The organism is Streptomyces sp. 2A115, assembly GCF_052245575.1.
Lineage (GTDB): Bacteria > Actinomycetota > Actinomycetes > Streptomycetales > Streptomycetaceae > Streptomyces.
On record NZ_JBQQCG010000070.1, the window covers coordinates 14,639 to 28,991 of the forward strand.

General features: G+C 70.0%; 13 protein-coding genes and 1 pseudogene. 1 reads left to right on the forward strand and 13 read right to left on the reverse strand.

Translation table 11 applies throughout. The features are described from left to right. Positions 1-19 precede the first annotated feature (19 nt). Positions 20-448, reverse strand: a complete 429-nt coding sequence (locus tag ACTWQR_RS41130) for a hypothetical protein (RefSeq protein WP_443232371.1) — start codon at positions 446-448, stop codon at positions 20-22. A 438-nt stretch (positions 449-886) separates the two neighbouring features. On the opposite strand from ACTWQR_RS41130, the pseudogene ACTWQR_RS41135 reads away from it, so the two are divergent. Continuing rightward, a pseudogene (locus ACTWQR_RS41135) lies at positions 887-1,120 on the forward strand (integrase core domain-containing protein); the annotation flags it as partial. Here the strand turns inward: ACTWQR_RS41135 and ACTWQR_RS41140 are convergent. The 12 genes from ACTWQR_RS41140 to ACTWQR_RS41195 form a co-directional block, all read right to left on the reverse strand. Further along, on the reverse strand, positions 1,117-2,859 hold the full coding sequence (locus tag ACTWQR_RS41140; protein WP_443232372.1) for a GMC oxidoreductase: 1,743 nt from the start codon (positions 2,857-2,859) through the stop codon (positions 1,117-1,119). The pseudogene ACTWQR_RS41135 and the gene ACTWQR_RS41140 overlap by 4 nt on opposite strands. Before the next feature lie 33 nt (positions 2,860-2,892). Then, entirely contained in the window at positions 2,893-3,870 is a 978-nt protein-coding gene (locus ACTWQR_RS41145) for an NAD-dependent epimerase/dehydratase family protein (RefSeq protein ID WP_443232373.1), read from the reverse strand. Beyond that, positions 3,867-4,856: a patatin-like phospholipase family protein gene (locus ACTWQR_RS41150; RefSeq protein ID WP_443232374.1), complete on the reverse strand. Its 990-nt coding sequence runs from the start codon at positions 4,854-4,856 to the stop codon at positions 3,867-3,869. Before ACTWQR_RS41150 ends, ACTWQR_RS41145 begins: the two co-directional genes overlap by 4 nt. Next, on the reverse strand, positions 4,853-5,524 hold the full coding sequence (locus tag ACTWQR_RS41155; RefSeq protein WP_443232375.1) for a hypothetical protein: 672 nt from the start codon (positions 5,522-5,524) through the stop codon (positions 4,853-4,855). Before ACTWQR_RS41155 ends, ACTWQR_RS41150 begins: the two co-directional genes overlap by 4 nt. Positions 5,525-5,537: 13 nt before the next feature. Then, on the reverse strand, positions 5,538-6,977 hold the full coding sequence (locus ACTWQR_RS41160; protein ID WP_443232406.1) for an FAD-binding oxidoreductase: 1,440 nt from the start codon (positions 6,975-6,977) through the stop codon (positions 5,538-5,540). A 7-nt stretch (positions 6,978-6,984) separates the two neighbouring features. Beyond that, positions 6,985-8,082 (reverse strand): alpha/beta hydrolase, encoded by a 1,098-nt coding sequence (locus ACTWQR_RS41165; protein WP_443232376.1) that lies wholly within the window; start codon positions 8,080-8,082, stop codon positions 6,985-6,987. A 277-nt stretch (positions 8,083-8,359) separates the two neighbouring features. Next, complete coding sequence (locus tag ACTWQR_RS41170) at positions 8,360-8,614, reverse strand: polysaccharide lyase beta-sandwich domain-containing protein (RefSeq protein WP_443232377.1); 255 nt, start codon at positions 8,612-8,614, stop codon at positions 8,360-8,362. A gap of 266 nt (positions 8,615-8,880) precedes the next feature. Next, the gene (locus ACTWQR_RS41175; RefSeq protein WP_443232378.1) at positions 8,881-9,789 is read right to left on the reverse strand and encodes a M56 family metallopeptidase; all 909 of its coding nucleotides are present in this window, start codon (positions 9,787-9,789) and stop codon (positions 8,881-8,883) included. Continuing rightward, positions 9,786-10,169: a BlaI/MecI/CopY family transcriptional regulator gene (locus ACTWQR_RS41180; RefSeq protein WP_443232379.1), complete on the reverse strand. Its 384-nt coding sequence runs from the start codon at positions 10,167-10,169 to the stop codon at positions 9,786-9,788. The genes ACTWQR_RS41175 and ACTWQR_RS41180 overlap by 4 nt, the downstream gene beginning before the upstream one ends. Before the next feature lie 26 nt (positions 10,170-10,195). Continuing rightward, positions 10,196-10,888 carry a TetR/AcrR family transcriptional regulator gene (locus ACTWQR_RS41185; protein ID WP_443232380.1) on the reverse strand — a complete coding sequence of 231 codons (693 nt, stop codon included), beginning with the start codon at positions 10,886-10,888 and terminating at the stop codon, positions 10,196-10,198. 29 nt (positions 10,889-10,917) lie between these two features. Continuing rightward, a complete protein-coding gene (locus tag ACTWQR_RS41190) occupies positions 10,918-12,300 on the reverse strand; it encodes a salicylate synthase (RefSeq protein ID WP_443232381.1) in 1,383 nt (460 codons plus the stop codon). Positions 12,301-12,439: 139 nt separating this feature from the next. Continuing rightward, the gene (locus ACTWQR_RS41195; protein WP_443232382.1) at positions 12,440-14,059 is read right to left on the reverse strand and encodes a (2,3-dihydroxybenzoyl)adenylate synthase; all 1,620 of its coding nucleotides are present in this window, start codon (positions 14,057-14,059) and stop codon (positions 12,440-12,442) included. Positions 14,060-14,353: the final 294 nt, after the last annotated feature.

The following is a 14,353-nucleotide window of genomic DNA, read 5'->3' on the forward strand; positions in this document are numbered from 1 at the left end:
GCGTCTCAGCCGTTTGCAGTTACCACCAGCGCTCCGAAGTCGGTGCCGGACGAGTGGGTTCGACGACGGGGAGTCCCTGACCGAGAGGGGCAACAGCCCGTACGACACTCACCCTCGACCCGACCGCGACCGGCTCCGTCCCGGTGACCTGGCAGAGCAGGTTGAAGCCCTCGTCCATCGCGACGAACCACGTGTTGTGCGGGACATGGCCGTGGCGGCGAACGACGACCCCGACGCCCACGCTGCGGTCCCGCTGGAAGGCCGTGGATCCGCAGGCACGGCAGAACGAGCGGCGGTAGGCCGGTGTGCGGCACCAGAGGCAGCGCTGGAAGAGCAGTTCGTCGCAGTCCGCCGGTGCGTTCGGCGTGGCGGGCGCGGTCGTGCCGGCGGTAGCCGCTTCGTTGTCTTCCCTGAACTCGGTGTGTTCACGGGTATCTGTCTGGAGCATCACGGCCTCCTGCATGCAGTTCGGTGACCGGAAACGGTGATCGGAATCCGATATGGCTCCACCACCCTGGCCCTGCCGCGGATCGCCGGTCAACGACGAGCTGACGCATCTTTGTGCGCGGAACGCGTTCCATTCGCTGAGGTCAGAGCTGCTTTCCAGGCGCTAGCCTCACAGCGGAGCCCCGGTTGCGAGCGGGTCCGGTCAGTGCTCAGCTGGACGCCGCCGTACGTTAGTACCGTGCCCGTCGATCACTTCCCGGTGGACGGCCGTGCCCCTCTCCAGGGCCGCTCCGAGAACTGACAGCAGGGGGGGGCGCCTGACGCCCCATCAGAACCAGTGTCAAGTGAGCGTCGAGGCGGCGCGGCCAGCGCCCTGGCAACGCTGGGGCGCCTTCGGCGTCCGCCCAAAGCAGAACGCCAGACCTGCCACGAGCTGGGCATCGGCCCTCGCTGGACCCGTCCCTGGCGGCCGCAGACCAACGGCAAGGTCGAACGCTTCCACCGCGCCCTGCGGGAGGAATGGGCCTACCAGCAGCCCTACACCTCAGAAACCGAACGCCAGGCCGCGTTTCCCGACTGGCTGGACTGGTACACCTACCACCGACCCCACACCGGCATCAGCGGCCAAACACCAGCCAGTCGCGTCACCAACGTGTCCGAACAGCACACCTAGCCACGGGCTCCCGCGGGTCGGGCCTGATTTTCCTCGATCAGGCGCGTGCTCATCCGGTCGGCGAGCGCCGCGATCGTGAGGGAGGGGTTGGCGCCGACCGGCCCCGGCATCGCCGCGCCGTCGGCGATGTACAGGCCGGGCAGTCCGTGCACCTGGCCGTAGGCGTCGCAGACCCCTTCGGCCGGGTGGTGGCTCATCGGGGCCCCGCCGAGCGGATGCACGGTGACGATCCGTCGGAACAACCACATCGGATTGTCCAGGTAGTGAGCGTCCAACTGCTCGGCCAGCTCACCCATCGTCTCCCGTACGCGGGCGAAGTACGCGGCACTCGTCTCCGTGGTCCAGGCCACGTCGAGGAGTCCGTCGCGCAGCCGGCCGACACCGTCCGGTACGTCGCGGCCCATGCCGAGCAGTGGCAGGGTGCCCGCGGACAGGGCGCCCTCGCCCAGCAGGCGGGAGAGTTCGGTGCCGAGCCGGTTGTCGGGCCGGCCGCGCAGCAGGTTCAGCACCAGGCGGGCCAGGAACTCCGCGGTGCGGAAGAGGCTGCCGGTCAGGTCGGCCGATTGGACGAGCCAGTCGGCGAAGCCGGGATATCCGCCGTCCTGGATGTAGAAACCGCGCCCTTGGGCGTCCCCGCCGTCCGTGAAGTCGCCTCCCCGGATCGCGCTGGTGATGACGGGGCCCCGGCTCGCGTCGAGTGCGGGCCCCGGACGGTCACCCTTGGGCAGCAGGAAGGTCAGCAGGTCGCCGTTGCCGGACATACGGGTCCCGAGCGCCCGGCTCAGACCCGGCAGCCGGTCGCGGTTGCTGAGCAGGAGGTACGTCGTGCCGTAGGCGCCGGCCGCCAGGATCAGCCGGTCGCAGGTGACGGTGCGCAGGGGCAGCTTGGCGGTGTCGGTGCGCTTTCCCTCGGCGGCCGGGTCGTGCTCGACGTAACCCACCGCGTAGCCGCCCTTGTCCCGGACGGCGACGGTGCGCACCTCACAGCAGGTGCGGATGTCGGCGGGGTGCGGGTGCGCGGCCGCGGCGGCGGAGAGATAGGTGTGGTCGAGGGTGTTCTTGGCGCCGTCGTTGCAGCCGATGTCGCACTCGCCGACCAGCCGGCAGGTGCGCCGCGGCACGCCGTGCAGGTTGGCGTAGCCCGGGTCGTCGAGCGGCAGTCCGATGGCGGGCGCGGCTCCGGGCCGGGGCGCGAAACTGACGGCCAGGGGCGGGAGTTGCCATTCCAGGCCCAGCTTCTCGGCGGCCCTGCGCATCGCCTGGGTCTTGGGGGTGTCGGTGTAGGCGGGGGCGTGCAGCGGATACGGGGTGGCGCCCAGCATCTTCTCGACCGTGTCGTAGTGCGGATCGAGTTCGGCGCGGGTCACCGGCCAGCTCTCATGGCCGCCGCCGGGCAGCGGATCCTCGCGGACGAACCACTTCTCGGGCTTGCGGAGCAGCACGTTGGCGTAGATGAGGGAGCCGCCGCCGAGGCCGCTGGAGACGACGGAGTCGAACCCGCGGAACGTCCAGACGTCGAACATTCCGTGCAGCCCGGCACTCGGGTCCCAGAAGGCACGGCCCATCTCGCGCGGTGTACGCGGGAAGCTTCCGGGCGGGTACGGGCGGCCTCGTTCGAGCACGATCACCCTCTGTCCGGCCTCGGCGAGCCGGTAGGCGGACACGGCGCCGCCGAAGCCCGATCCGACGACGACGGCATCGACATGTTCGGGAACACCGGGAACACTGGTCGCGGTCATGGCGTGGCCCTCCTGTATCACTGCTCGCTCGCGTTACTGCTGCTCGCTCGCGGCGAGCTGCTTGAGTCCCTGGTCCCGGGTGAGGACGGGCCGGTAGCCGAGCTCCCGCCGCGCCGCACTGTCGTCGACGGTCATCTCCTGCGCGGAGAGCGCGACGAAGGTCCGGGTCACCGGCGGCTCACCCCGCAGACGGAGCACACGCCAGACGGTCTCCGCCGTGAGCGCGGTGGCGGACAGCACCCGGTGCGGCACGGAGCGGTCCGGCAGCACGGTGTTCCTGGTCGCGGCGAGCGAGGTGAGGAAGGTCCGGAACTCCACCGGTTCACCGTCGGTGAGGAAGTACGCCCGTCCGCCCGCGCCGCGCCGCAGGGCGGCCAGGATGCCCGCGGACGCGTTGGCCGCGTGACAGGTGGAGGTGAGGTAGTGGCCGCCGTCGACCCAGGCGAACCGTCCGCGCCGGGCCGCCTCGACGACCGCGGGCAGCACGGTGGTGTCGCCGGGGCCCCACACCAGGCGCGGGCGCACAGCGAGCGTGGTCAGCACGGTGGACGACGCCGCCAGCACCAGGTCCTCGGCCAGCCCCTTGGTCCTGGCGTACTCGCCGGCCGGGCGCGCGGGCCGCGGCCGGGACTCGTCGGCCAGCCGCAGCGGGCGACCGTCGGCCAGTACCGCCTCGGAGCTGACGTGGACGAGCCGGGGGACCCCGGCCTCCCGCGCCGCGCGGACCACGGCCTCGCTTCCCGCCACGTTGACCCGGACGAACTCGCTTCGCGGCCCCCACTGCCCGGTGAACGCGGCCGCGTGGACCACCGCGTCGCAGCCCGCCATCCCCGAGCGCAGCGCCACGGGGTCGAGGAGCCCGCCCTGGACCGCTTCCGCGCCGCGTCCGGTGACCGTGTCCGCCGCGGCGGCGCTGCGTGCCAGTGCCCGTACCGAGTGCCCATCCGCGGCGAGCGCGTGGAGGAGGTGACCGCCGAGGAAGCCGGAGCCCCCGGTGACGAAGACCCTCACGTGCCGGCTCCCGTCGTGGCGGAGGCCAACGGTGTCCAGGACGCCAGGGCCTTCGCCGCGGTCTCCCGGCCGCGCTCGATGACCTCATGGGCCGTGCAGGGGTTGAAGTCGAGGAACCCCGACGCGGTGAACGGCAGCCCGGTGGGCTTGATGAGCAGCATCTCCACTTTTTTCTTCGGAGTGGCCTGCGGGGCCTCGGAGATCAGTTGGTTGACGGTCCCGGCGTGCCGGTAGTCGGCCATCAGCGCGGCGTGCGCGACGTTCTCCGCGAGGAGACCGATGGCTTCGGACAGTGAGCCGGGTGCCGGGGCGGGACGTACGGCGCCCCCGGCCGCGACGACGATCACCCCGTCCGGTTCGTAGGCGAGCGCCGGCTTCAGCGGTGTGTTGGCCACCAGTCCGGCGTCCACGAAGGCGTCGCCGGAGACCGTGCCCGAGGCGAAGAGTAGCGGCACGGCGGTGGTCGCGAGGAGGTGGTCGATGCCGAGGTCCGACTGCCGGAACTCGTCGCTGCGGCGGTGTTCGGGCGGCAGTGCGTTGGTGAACCGCACCACTCCGGCGCCCGCCTGGTCGACGGCCGAGACGATCACCGTACGGCCCTCGCCGACCTGTCGCTGCCCGGCGCCGAAGTAGCGGGTGAAGGTACGGCGGGCCGGTCCGTTGTTCAGCAGCCACATCCACCGGGTCGCGCCGAGGAGGTGTTCGGGGATGCCCCGCCGCGGCCGGCTCAGCAGAGCGCGCACGTCCAGGAGGTTCCAGACGTCGAGCCGGGGCGTGAAGAGGTCGGTGCAGTCGATCGACTCCCACATGCGGGCCAGGTCCTCGGCGTCCAGGCCGGTGCCAAGACCGTACGCGGTGAGGGCTCCGCCGGAGACCCCGGACAGGACGTCGGGCACCAGACGGGCATCGGCCAGCGCGCGTGCCACGCCCACGCTGAAGTAGGCGGCGGGGGCGCCTCCGCCGGAGAAGACCACCGCGAGTTTCACGCCGCACCGCTTTCGACGTCCGCGGGAACCGGCTTCCGGTCCCACGGCAGGTAGGTCTGCGCCAGGCCGCCGGCGAACAGTCGAGCGTACGCGCCCAGGGCCTGCCCGGAGTCGAGCAGCCCGTCGGCCCGGGGGGTGCGGACCGAAGCGAGCAGACGGGCCAGGTCGCCCGCGCCGAGCCGGAGGATTCCCGCGCCCACGATCTCGCCGTCGCCGCCGTTACCACGGCGCAGCCGCACCGCCATCGTGGTGGTGTCCGGCCACAGCCACAGCGGCGCCACGGCGGCGGGCCGCGGCGGTGACGACTTGCGCCCGGTGAGGTGGTAGGGCGTTCCGCGGTGATGGAAGGTCAGTTCGTACTCCATCAGGAGGCTGCCCTCGGCGGCGTCGCCCCGGGGGTCGGGGAAGAGGTGGAACACGCCGTCGGTGAAAGGGATCCGGTTCTTGACGCCGGGGAGTTCCACTTCGCCGGTGAGGCGGCCGGGGCGGCGCGGCTCAGTGGTGAAGGCCCGGGTGTCGTCCACGGTGACCAGGGCGTGCAGGACGAACCGCCAGTCGGTCAGCCGCCCTCGGCGGGCACCGTCCTGCGGGGAGGTGGCGCCCATCGCGAAGGGACCGGACATCTTCTCGCGGAAGGTGAGCGACGTCTGTGTCGTCTGTGTCGTCATGGTGGCCCGCCTCCTAGGCTTCCTTCGATTCCAGGGCGTACTCGAGGTCGTAGAGCGCGTTCGGGTCGACCTTGCGGCGGATGACCGGGTCCTCGCTGGTCAGCGAGTGCATGTAGCGGAACGCCTCGTGCTCGACGGCGAGTTCGTCGATACCGGAGACCAGGGAGCGCAGCACCGGGCCGGTCATCTTCTCCGGGTCGACGCCCAGGTAGAGCATTAGCTCGCAGAAGCCCTTCGGGGTCCGGGCGCTCGCCCCGTCACCGCTGTCGGGACCGGCGTCTGCGCTGCCGGGACCGGAGAGGTACTCGGAGCGGACCGCCTTGACGTAGACCGACACGAAGGTGACGGCCCCGCTGGCCCTCCGCTCCCGCAGGCAGAGCGCGGACAGCTCGCGCAACAGCGTCTCGTAGTGCTCGACCGGCGCGAGGACGATGAACATCCGGGTCGGGTCGCCGACCGTGGAGTCGAGGATCTGGTCGGTGAAGCGCTCGATGTTCTTCGCCGTACCGAACCGCGGCGGAATCAGGATGGCCCCCATGCCCACGTACTTGACGATCTCGTCCAGGGCGCTGGGCAGCCGGCCGGCCCAGTAGCCGAGGAACTGCTGGTAGCCGTAGGCGATCCGGTCATAGATCGACTTGAGAGGGTTCTGCTGGGTCCCGTGGTACGAGGAGAACTGCCCGATCCGCAGGCTGCCGACCGGCAGGGGCAGGTCCGCCCACGCTCCGCGCTCCATCAGCGCGTCCCCCGGGTCGCGGATCAGCCGTGCGGAGCGCTCGACGAAGTCGTCGAAGTCGGTCGTGATGAAGCGGTTGTTGGCCAGTACGGTACGGAACTTGTCGATGCGGATGATCCGTACGGTGAGACTGGTGATCACCCCGTGCCGTCCGGTACCGGCGAGCACCCGCAGGAACCTGTCCCGCTGCTGGTCACGGCTGCACTGGTGGATGTCGCCTGCCCAGTCGACGTACTCCAGCTCCGACACGGTGTCGAGGAACAGCCCGAAGCGGTGCGACGCCGGGCTGATGCCGCCCACCGACGCGAACCCCGCTGCGGTGATGTGGTTGTGGTCCCCGATGATCGACAACCCAAGGCCGCGCTTGGCCAGTTGCTCGTCGACCTGGGCGAGCAACGCCCCCGGTTGCAGGGTGCAGGTCAGGTTCTCCTCGTCGACCTCGACGATCCGGTTCATCCGGGTGGTCAGCAGGAGGGTCCCGCCGTCCGCGGTGACCAGGTTGTTGCTGGAGTGACCACTGCCCCGGATCACGATCTTCTCGTCCAGCTGGCGTGCCTCGCGCACCGCGCGCACCACGTCGGCCGTACCGCGCGGCAGCAGGACTTTGCCGGGCCACTTGGCCTCGACGCCGGGATCTCCGACGCGTTCCCAGTCGTAGGCGAGGCCTGCCAGGGAGTCGTGGGTGAACGTTTCGTGGCTGCTGGGCTCGTACGCCATCGGCACGTCAGGCTCCGTGTTGTTTGAGGAAGTCGAGCATCCGGGGAAAGATGTCGCGGTCGACGCGCTCGCCCATGAAGACGTCCTGGTGGCCGTAGCCCGGGAACACGGCCAGTTCGTGGCGGCCGGGGGCGACCGCTTCGAGCCGCTGGTGGCAGACCACGTTGGAGTCGGTGAAGACCCGGTTGCTGTCCCCGGTGGTCAGCAGCATGGGGGTGTCGATGTCGGCGGCTCCGGCCAGGTAGTCGTCGGGCAGCCGGTCGTACACCGGATCGCCCTTGTCGTACTTGACGGCCCGCCCGGCGCGCACCATGGCGGCCACATGGCGGTAGTAGTGGACCCCGGTGGCGCCGTAGAGGTCGCCGCTGCGCCGGTGGGTGATCTCGTGGAGTTTGTTGTGGCTGTAGAGGGCGGGCCAGCCGGTGCCCCACATCATGCTGAGCATGTGGCAGGAACTCTCGTCGCACTCCTGGTGGAAGAGGTCCACCAGCTGGGCGAAGGCCCAGGCGGGGGTGAACCGCGGTTCGTCTGCCCAGCGGGGGTCGAGATACGGGAAGCCGAGCACGTACTCGGTCAGGTTGGGCGCGACGGCGAGTTTGAAACGGGACCAGTCAGGCACCCGCGGGGTCAGCGCCGCGCTGTTCGCGATGACGCTGGCGATGCCGTCGACCGCGCCGCCGAAGAGACTCATGGTGAACGAGACGGAACCCAGGCAGTGCGCGATCACATGGATCCGGCGGTCGGGGCCGACCTCCGCACGCAGCTCGCGCAGCGCGGCCGGATAGTCGAACAGCGCGATGTCATCCATGGTGTAGCGGTGCCGCCCCCGGTTGTAGGGGTGGCGGTTGCTCATGCGGTAGTCGAGCGTCCATACGTCCGAGTAGCCGTTGTCGAGCAGGCAGGTCACCAGATTTCGGTGCTCGGGCATGATGAACATGTCGCTCGAAGTGGTCAGCCCGTGGATGATCAGCACGACGTCGTCCGAGGCACCCCGCAGGAAGCGCAGCATGCTCAGACCGATTCCGTCATCGGTGGTGAACGGGTGTGTGGTGATCCCCGCGTCCGGTACGCCCTGGAGCGTGAACAGCGGAATGGCACGTGTCACGTCGGTCTCCCCTCGGGAATCGCCCGCTGACGGGCCCCGGGATCGTTTTCGGTACGTGCGCTGAGGAGTTCAGGACGCTACGGACCGCTCTCGTACGGCGTCAACAGCCTTCGGCCCAAGCGGTCAATCGCACGGGGCGCGGCCGGACCAAACACACTCGCAGGCTACGTCGGCGGCTCCCCCGCGGCATCATCTGAAGAGCGTGACGGATGTGTGCGTTCCGCGTCTGACGCACGTTTTTCCGGCCGATCCGCAGCCGTGGCGGCGCCGGCGCCCTCTAACCGGAGGGGCGCAGCACGACCGTGAAGCTACGTCCGTACGAGTGGTGCGTGTCGAAGTCCAGCCGGGTTCCGCCGTAGACCTCGCTCACGCGTACTCCGTCGTCCGGCGTGACCTCCCGCAGCGGCCGACCGCGGAGCAGGACACTGACCGTGTCCCGGCGCATGGTCGGGTCGGACACGGCGACGGTGGTCGGGCCGCGGTGTTCGCGCCGCACGATCACCGAGGCGGGTCCGTCGATGCGCATACGCATCCCGTTGGCCTCGTGCCGGCCGCGTGAAGCTGTTGGCGGCCGTCAGGCCGAGGCCGGTGTGGGTGAAGGCCTGCAGGCGTGGGTGCTGGAATACTCTCCATGGGATTCGCGTGCGGTTGACGTACAGAATCGCGTTGAAGACCTCGCGCGGTTCGATCGAGGCTGGCTGGCGTGTGGGGCTGCGGTCAAAGTCCGCTGCCCGCGAGGCGTGACCCCATGCCTTCCGCTCTTCGGTCGAGGTTCCGTCGCCGCCGGACAGCCCGGCATCAACACCCGCCGACCCACGCCCAAGTGGCGATCACGGCCGACGAAGCAACGGTGGACAGAAAGCCGCCCATGGCCACCACAGCCTGTCGTCCCCCGCTCGCGGGAGCCCTGCGCAGTCGGCGGATACGTTCGCTGGCGCCTTCGGCGCCCGCCTGCAGCGCTCCCGCGCCGAGCGGCATGGCGACCAGGACGGACAATGCCCTGGCCACCGACTCCCTACGGCATCGTCGGGACGCGTGGTCGTCCGCGGCCAGTTCGACGAGCCCGGCCATGGCAGCGCCGGCCAGGCGGAACAGCGGCACGTACGGGAACGCCCCGGCGAGTGAGGCGGCCAGAGCCGCCATCAGGTGATGCCGACCGCGCAGGTGCGCCTGCTCGTGGGCCACGACGGCGGCCACCGTGCCGGGCGGCAGCCGCCGCAGCGCACCCGAGGTGAGCACCACGCGGCCGCCCTTGGTCGGTACGCAGTAGGCCGCCGGCGTCGTGTGTTCCAGGACCACGGCGGGCAGGTCCCCGAATGGACGGGCCAACAGGTCGAGTGCGTCCACGTGGTCACGCCATCCCCTGCGCAGCCGCCAGAGTGTCCTCGTGCCGGTGATGACGCCGCGCAGGCCGACCACCGCGACCCACAGCGCACCCGCTAGGCAGAGGATCACCAAGAGGTGTCCCGCCAAGGCGTCCAGGAGCCGTGTGCAGCACCGGACGAGGTCGGTGGCATGCCACCGCACATGCCGCGCGGACATCACTCCGAATGCCGCCGCTCCGGCCGAAACCGCCACCACGAGCCCCGCCCACAGCGCTATGGCGGCCTGAGGCAGACGCGAGACCCAGGCGGCCCGGGACAGCGCCCAGGGAATCCAGGTCGCGAACACCACCAGATAGCCGGCCAGCAGCGCGAGGCGGATCATGTGCCGGAGTCGTCGTCTTCGGCAGGGAGCTGGTGCAGGGCGGAGCGCAGTGCCGTCGATCGCTCCGAGCCGAGCCCTTCGACGAAGTGGAGGAGCGCGACCTCCGGGTCGGTGCTCTTCCCGAGCACCTGTGTCATGAGGCGGGCGACGCAGGCGTCCCGGGCCTCGACGGGTGCGTAGACATACTGTTTCCCGGACTTGCTGCGGTCCAGCCAGCCCTTGCGGAACAACTTGTACATGGTGGTCATGACCGTGGTGTACGCGAGCGGCTGCGGCCTGGCCGAGTTGATCTCCTCTGCCACGTCGCGAACCGTGACCGGTCCGTCGCCGGCCCAGATCCGGTCCATCACCTCGGCCTCAAGACTTCCCAGATTCCACATCGACCGTCCTCCCCAGCGCGCTGCGATCATAGCGACGGGTGCGAGCCCGGTTCGGTCCCGGATGCCGGTCCTTCGCGTGGCTCGGGTTTCCTGAGTGTGGCGAGCAGGGTGCGTTCAAGTACGGATGCCGCCTCTCCGGCCTTCAGCCGCCGTGCCCTGGTCTCCCCGGCCGCGGTGTGGAGCAGGCTGTAGAAGACCGTGACCAGCCAGGTACGGGGAAGGTCGGTACGGAAGACGCCCTCCTCCTGACCCCGGGCGATGAGCCGGTCGACGCGGTCGAGCACCTTGCGGTGCTGCCGGCGTCGGCGTGGCTCTCCGACGAGCCCTTCGGAGGCGGTCAACAGGAAGGAGTGCTGGTCAAGGATCCGCCAGCAGGAACGGACCATGCGGACCATGCTCTCGTCGGCAGGGCCATTGTCCAGTTCCTGAGTCGCGAGGGCCTTGTCCGCCTCGTTCACCGAGTAGGCCAGGACCGCCTCGAACAACTCCTCACGCGAGGGGAAGTGCGCGTACAGCGTCACCCGGCTGACTCCTGCGGCGCGGGCGACGGCCGTCATGCTGGCGTTCGGGTCCTCGCGGAAGCACTCGAGCCCGGCCGCGACGATGGAGTCGATGTTTCGCTCCGCGTCGGCGCGCCGACGCGGAGTCCCGCCGGACGCGCCGGATGCCGTCCGCGCCGCACCGCCGTACTGCGCGTTGCGGCTGGGAGTCGTAGGCATGGGGGGAGGGTACGCCACCGCCCCTTTTCTCATCCAGAACCGCCGACCTGGGCCTGCCATCCCGCGGTCGCCGCATCGTCCGCCGGTACGAGATGCCGGGAGACGCTGCGCAGTTTCTCGCAAGTCTCCTCGAATTCCCGCTCGGGGCGGGACTCGCCGACGATGCCGGCTCCGGCGCGAAGCCACGTACGCCCGCGACTTCGGTAGACGGTGCGCAGTACCAGGGCGGCGTCCAGGTCGCCCTCGCTGCCCACCGTCAGGACCGCGCCGCTGTACAGGCCTCGGGGTTCGGGCTCGTGACGACGGATCAGGTCGTACGCGGCCGGCTTGGGCACGCCGGACGCGGTGACGGCCGGGAAGACCGCGGCCAGGGCCGGCCAGGGTCCCTCGGCGCGCTCGGCGAGACGGCCGGTGACACGTGAGGCGATGTGCTGGACGCTGCCCCGCTGCTTCACGTCCATCAGCTCCTCGACCCGTACCGACCCGGGGGCACAGACCCCAGTCATCTCGTTCCACGCCACCTGCACCGAAATGGCGTGCTCGTACACCTCCTTGGCGTCCCCGAGCAGTTCGATCCGCAGCTCTGCGTCCTGCGGCGCGTTTCCGGTCAGCGCACGGGTGCCGGCGAGCGGCTGAGTGGAGACGGCGCCGTCGGCGGCGACCTCCACGACCGTTTCCGGACTGAATCCGGCGGCTTCGACCCCGCCGAGACGCAGCAGGAAGGAGCGGGCCGGGTTGTTGGCCCGCCGTCCTGTCACATACGTGCCGACCAGGTCGATTTCCTGCTCGACCTCGACGGTCCGGGAGAGGATGACCTTGTGCAGTTCACCGCTGCGGATGGCCGACACCGCGGCGGACACAGCCGTCTGGTACGGCTCCCGTCCGCCGCCGGAGATGTCCACGGAGCACGCGGGCGCGTGCAGCGGCTCGGAGGCTGTGTCGGCCAGGAGGCCCCGGACCTTGTCCGCCATGGCCGGGTCGGTACATCGGATCAGTGCTTCACCCGAGCCGAGGCGCACCTCCACCGCGGGGACGACGAGATGCAGCAACGGGTCGCCGTCCGGCGGGACCTCTTCGTCCGCCCGGTCGGCGAGCGCGTAGGAGAGCTCGAACGACGCCCAGCCGTATGCCCGCCAGCCGTCGAAGGGCAGGCTGCCGAGCAACTGGCGCACCTGGCGCAGTGGTTCGTCCGCGGCCGGCACCGAGGCGCGTTCCGTACCCGCCCGGAAGTCGACGAAGTCGCGGAAGACCGTGACTTCGGCTTCGGCTCCCCCCGCGTAGCACCACTCGCGCTGTCGTTCGTACACCACGTACTGCTCGTGCGCTCCGCGGCGGGCGAGGCGGGCGGCGTGGAGCATCGGGTCGCCCGGAATCGGCACGGTGAATTCGAAGTAGTGCTGCCGTTCGGCCATGGCTGTCCTCCGGGTTGAAGGTGAGCGGGTCGGATCGGGGCACGCCCACAGACGGGAACCCCCCGGTGGGGCTCCGCGCCGGGATCGCCGGAGCGGAGCTCCGTCCCAGGGTCACCGGGAGCGGGGGCCCACCCCGGGGTCACCTGGGGCGGAGGTCCGCTGCCGTCGCACCGGGGTCGGGCGCGGCGGACCGGGCGAGTTCTCGTTTGTCGACCTTGCCCACGCTGGTCAGGGGGAAGGAGTCGCAGATCCTCACCACGTCGGGGATCTTGTACGCGGCCAGTCCTCGGCTGTGCAGGAAGCCGGCCAGGTCGGACACGTCGTCGTACCCTTCGCGCAGGAGAAGGCAGGCGCAGGTCCGCTCGCCGAGATACGGGTCGGGCACCGGCACCACGGCGGCGTCGAGGACCGCGGGGTGAGCCCGCAGATGGTTCTGCAGTTCGTCCGCGGAGACCTTGTCGCCGCCCCGGTTCACCAGGTCCTTCTCCCTGCCCTCGACGACGAGCCGGCCTTCCGGGGTGAGCCTCACCAGGTCGCCGGTGCGGTAGTAGCCGTCCGCGGTGAAGGCTCGGAGGTTGTACGTGGGCGCGCGGTAGTAGCCGCGCAATGTGTACGGGCCCCGGGTGAGCAGGCTGCCGACGGCGCCGGGCGGGACGTCCCGGTCGGCCTCGTCCACGATCCGTATCTCGTCGTCGGGGCTGAGCGGGAGGCCCTGTGTTGTCGCGACGGTCTCCGGGTCGTCGCCCCGGCGGGTGTAGCTGAGCAGGCCTTCCGCCATGCCGAACACCTGCTGGAGTTCGCAGCCGAGGGCCGGGCCGATGAGCCGGGCCGTGTCCGGGGAGAGACGGGCACCGCCCACTTGAAGGAGCTCCAGGCTGCTGATGTCCGCAGTGTTCCACTGGACGGCCTGGGACCACAGTGCGGCCAGGGGCGGCACGACCGCGGTGACAGTCGCCCTGAACCGTTCGATGGCGGCGAACGCGGTCTCGGGACTGGGCGATGGGCAGAGCGCGACCGTGCCTCCGGCGTGGAGCACGCCGAGGACTCCGGGGCAGGCGAGCGGGAAGTTGTGGCCGATGGGCAGTACCGCGAGGTAGACGCTGTGCTCGTGCAGCGCACAGACTTCGGCACTGGCACGGAGGTTGTAGTAGTAGTCGTCGTGGGTGCGCGGGATCAGCTTGGGCAGCCCGGTCGTACCGCCGGAGACCAGGAGCAGTGCCGGGTCGCTCGCCCGCGGCGCGGGCAACGACCGCGGGAAGGCGTCGATCTCGCGCAGGGAACTGTTCGACCCCGGCTCTCCGGCGACCAGTACATGGCGCAGTGAAGGAGCCTTCGCGCGCACCTCGTCGGCGAGCCCTCGGTAGTCGAAGCCGGTGTCCGGATCCGTGTCGGGGATGACGTAGGCGACGGCGTCGGTGCTCCGGCAGAGGTGAACGGCTTCGCTGCTGCGGTACGCGGGCAGCCCGAGCACCGGCAGGGCGCCGAGGCGGAACAGTGCGAACAGGAGCGGCAACATCTCGGGGACATTGGGAAGTTGGACGACCACCCGGTCTCCGGCGCGGATGCCCAGTTCGGCCAGTCCGGCGGCGAGCCGGTCGCTTCGATCGTCGAGCTCGGCGTAGCTCCACAACAGGTCGCCGTAGCGCAGCGCGGCGGCATCGGGGTGCTTGCGCGCTCTGTCGCGCAACAAGTCGCCCAGCGGCCGTCCCCGCCAGTGGCCGGCACGGCGATACCGTTCGGCGAATTCGGCGGGCCACATAACCACTTCCACGGGATTCACACCCCTCAAATCGAGATTTCCAGGGATCCGGAAACTCTTACTGAACCGTAAAGAATCTGTCTTCCATAAAGATCCAAGTCAATAAACAATCACCCATGAAAAGGCAAAGCAAGAGTCAAGTTCGCTGTGGTTTTGGGGAGATTTGGGGGGATTAAACGGTCACTTACGACATACCCACGCCGGGTACTACTCCTTTGAGTACCTACCTTCCACCGGACGTGCACGGTGCTTTACGTTGGACGATGATCTGAATCCCGTGAATTAACCGCGCTG

Bases quoted from the DNA above. Each gene is read 5' to 3' on its own strand.
- ACTWQR_RS41130 (WP_443232371.1), bottom strand. From the start codon at position 448: ATGCTCCAGACAGATACCCGTGAACACACCGAGTTCAGGGAAGACAAC.
- ACTWQR_RS41140 (WP_443232372.1), bottom strand. From the start codon at position 2,859: ATGACCGCGACCAGTGTTCCCGGTGTTCCCGAACATGTCGATGCCGTC.
- ACTWQR_RS41155 (WP_443232375.1), bottom strand. From the start codon at position 5,524: ATGACGACACAGACGACACAGACGTCGCTCACCTTCCGCGAGAAGATG.
- ACTWQR_RS41160 (WP_443232406.1), bottom strand. From the start codon at position 6,977: ATGGCGTACGAGCCCAGCAGCCACGAAACGTTCACCCACGACTCCCTG.
- ACTWQR_RS41170 (WP_443232377.1), bottom strand. From the start codon at position 8,614: ATGCGTATGCGCATCGACGGACCCGCCTCGGTGATCGTGCGGCGCGAA.
- ACTWQR_RS41175 (WP_443232378.1), bottom strand. From the start codon at position 9,789: ATGATCCGCCTCGCGCTGCTGGCCGGCTATCTGGTGGTGTTCGCGACC.
- ACTWQR_RS41180 (WP_443232379.1), bottom strand. From the start codon at position 10,169: ATGTGGAATCTGGGAAGTCTTGAGGCCGAGGTGATGGACCGGATCTGG.
- ACTWQR_RS41185 (WP_443232380.1), bottom strand. From the start codon at position 10,888: ATGCCTACGACTCCCAGCCGCAACGCGCAGTACGGCGGTGCGGCGCGG.
- ACTWQR_RS41190 (WP_443232381.1), bottom strand. From the start codon at position 12,300: ATGGCCGAACGGCAGCACTACTTCGAATTCACCGTGCCGATTCCGGGC.
- ACTWQR_RS41195 (WP_443232382.1), bottom strand. From the start codon at position 14,059: ATGTGGCCCGCCGAATTCGCCGAACGGTATCGCCGTGCCGGCCACTGG.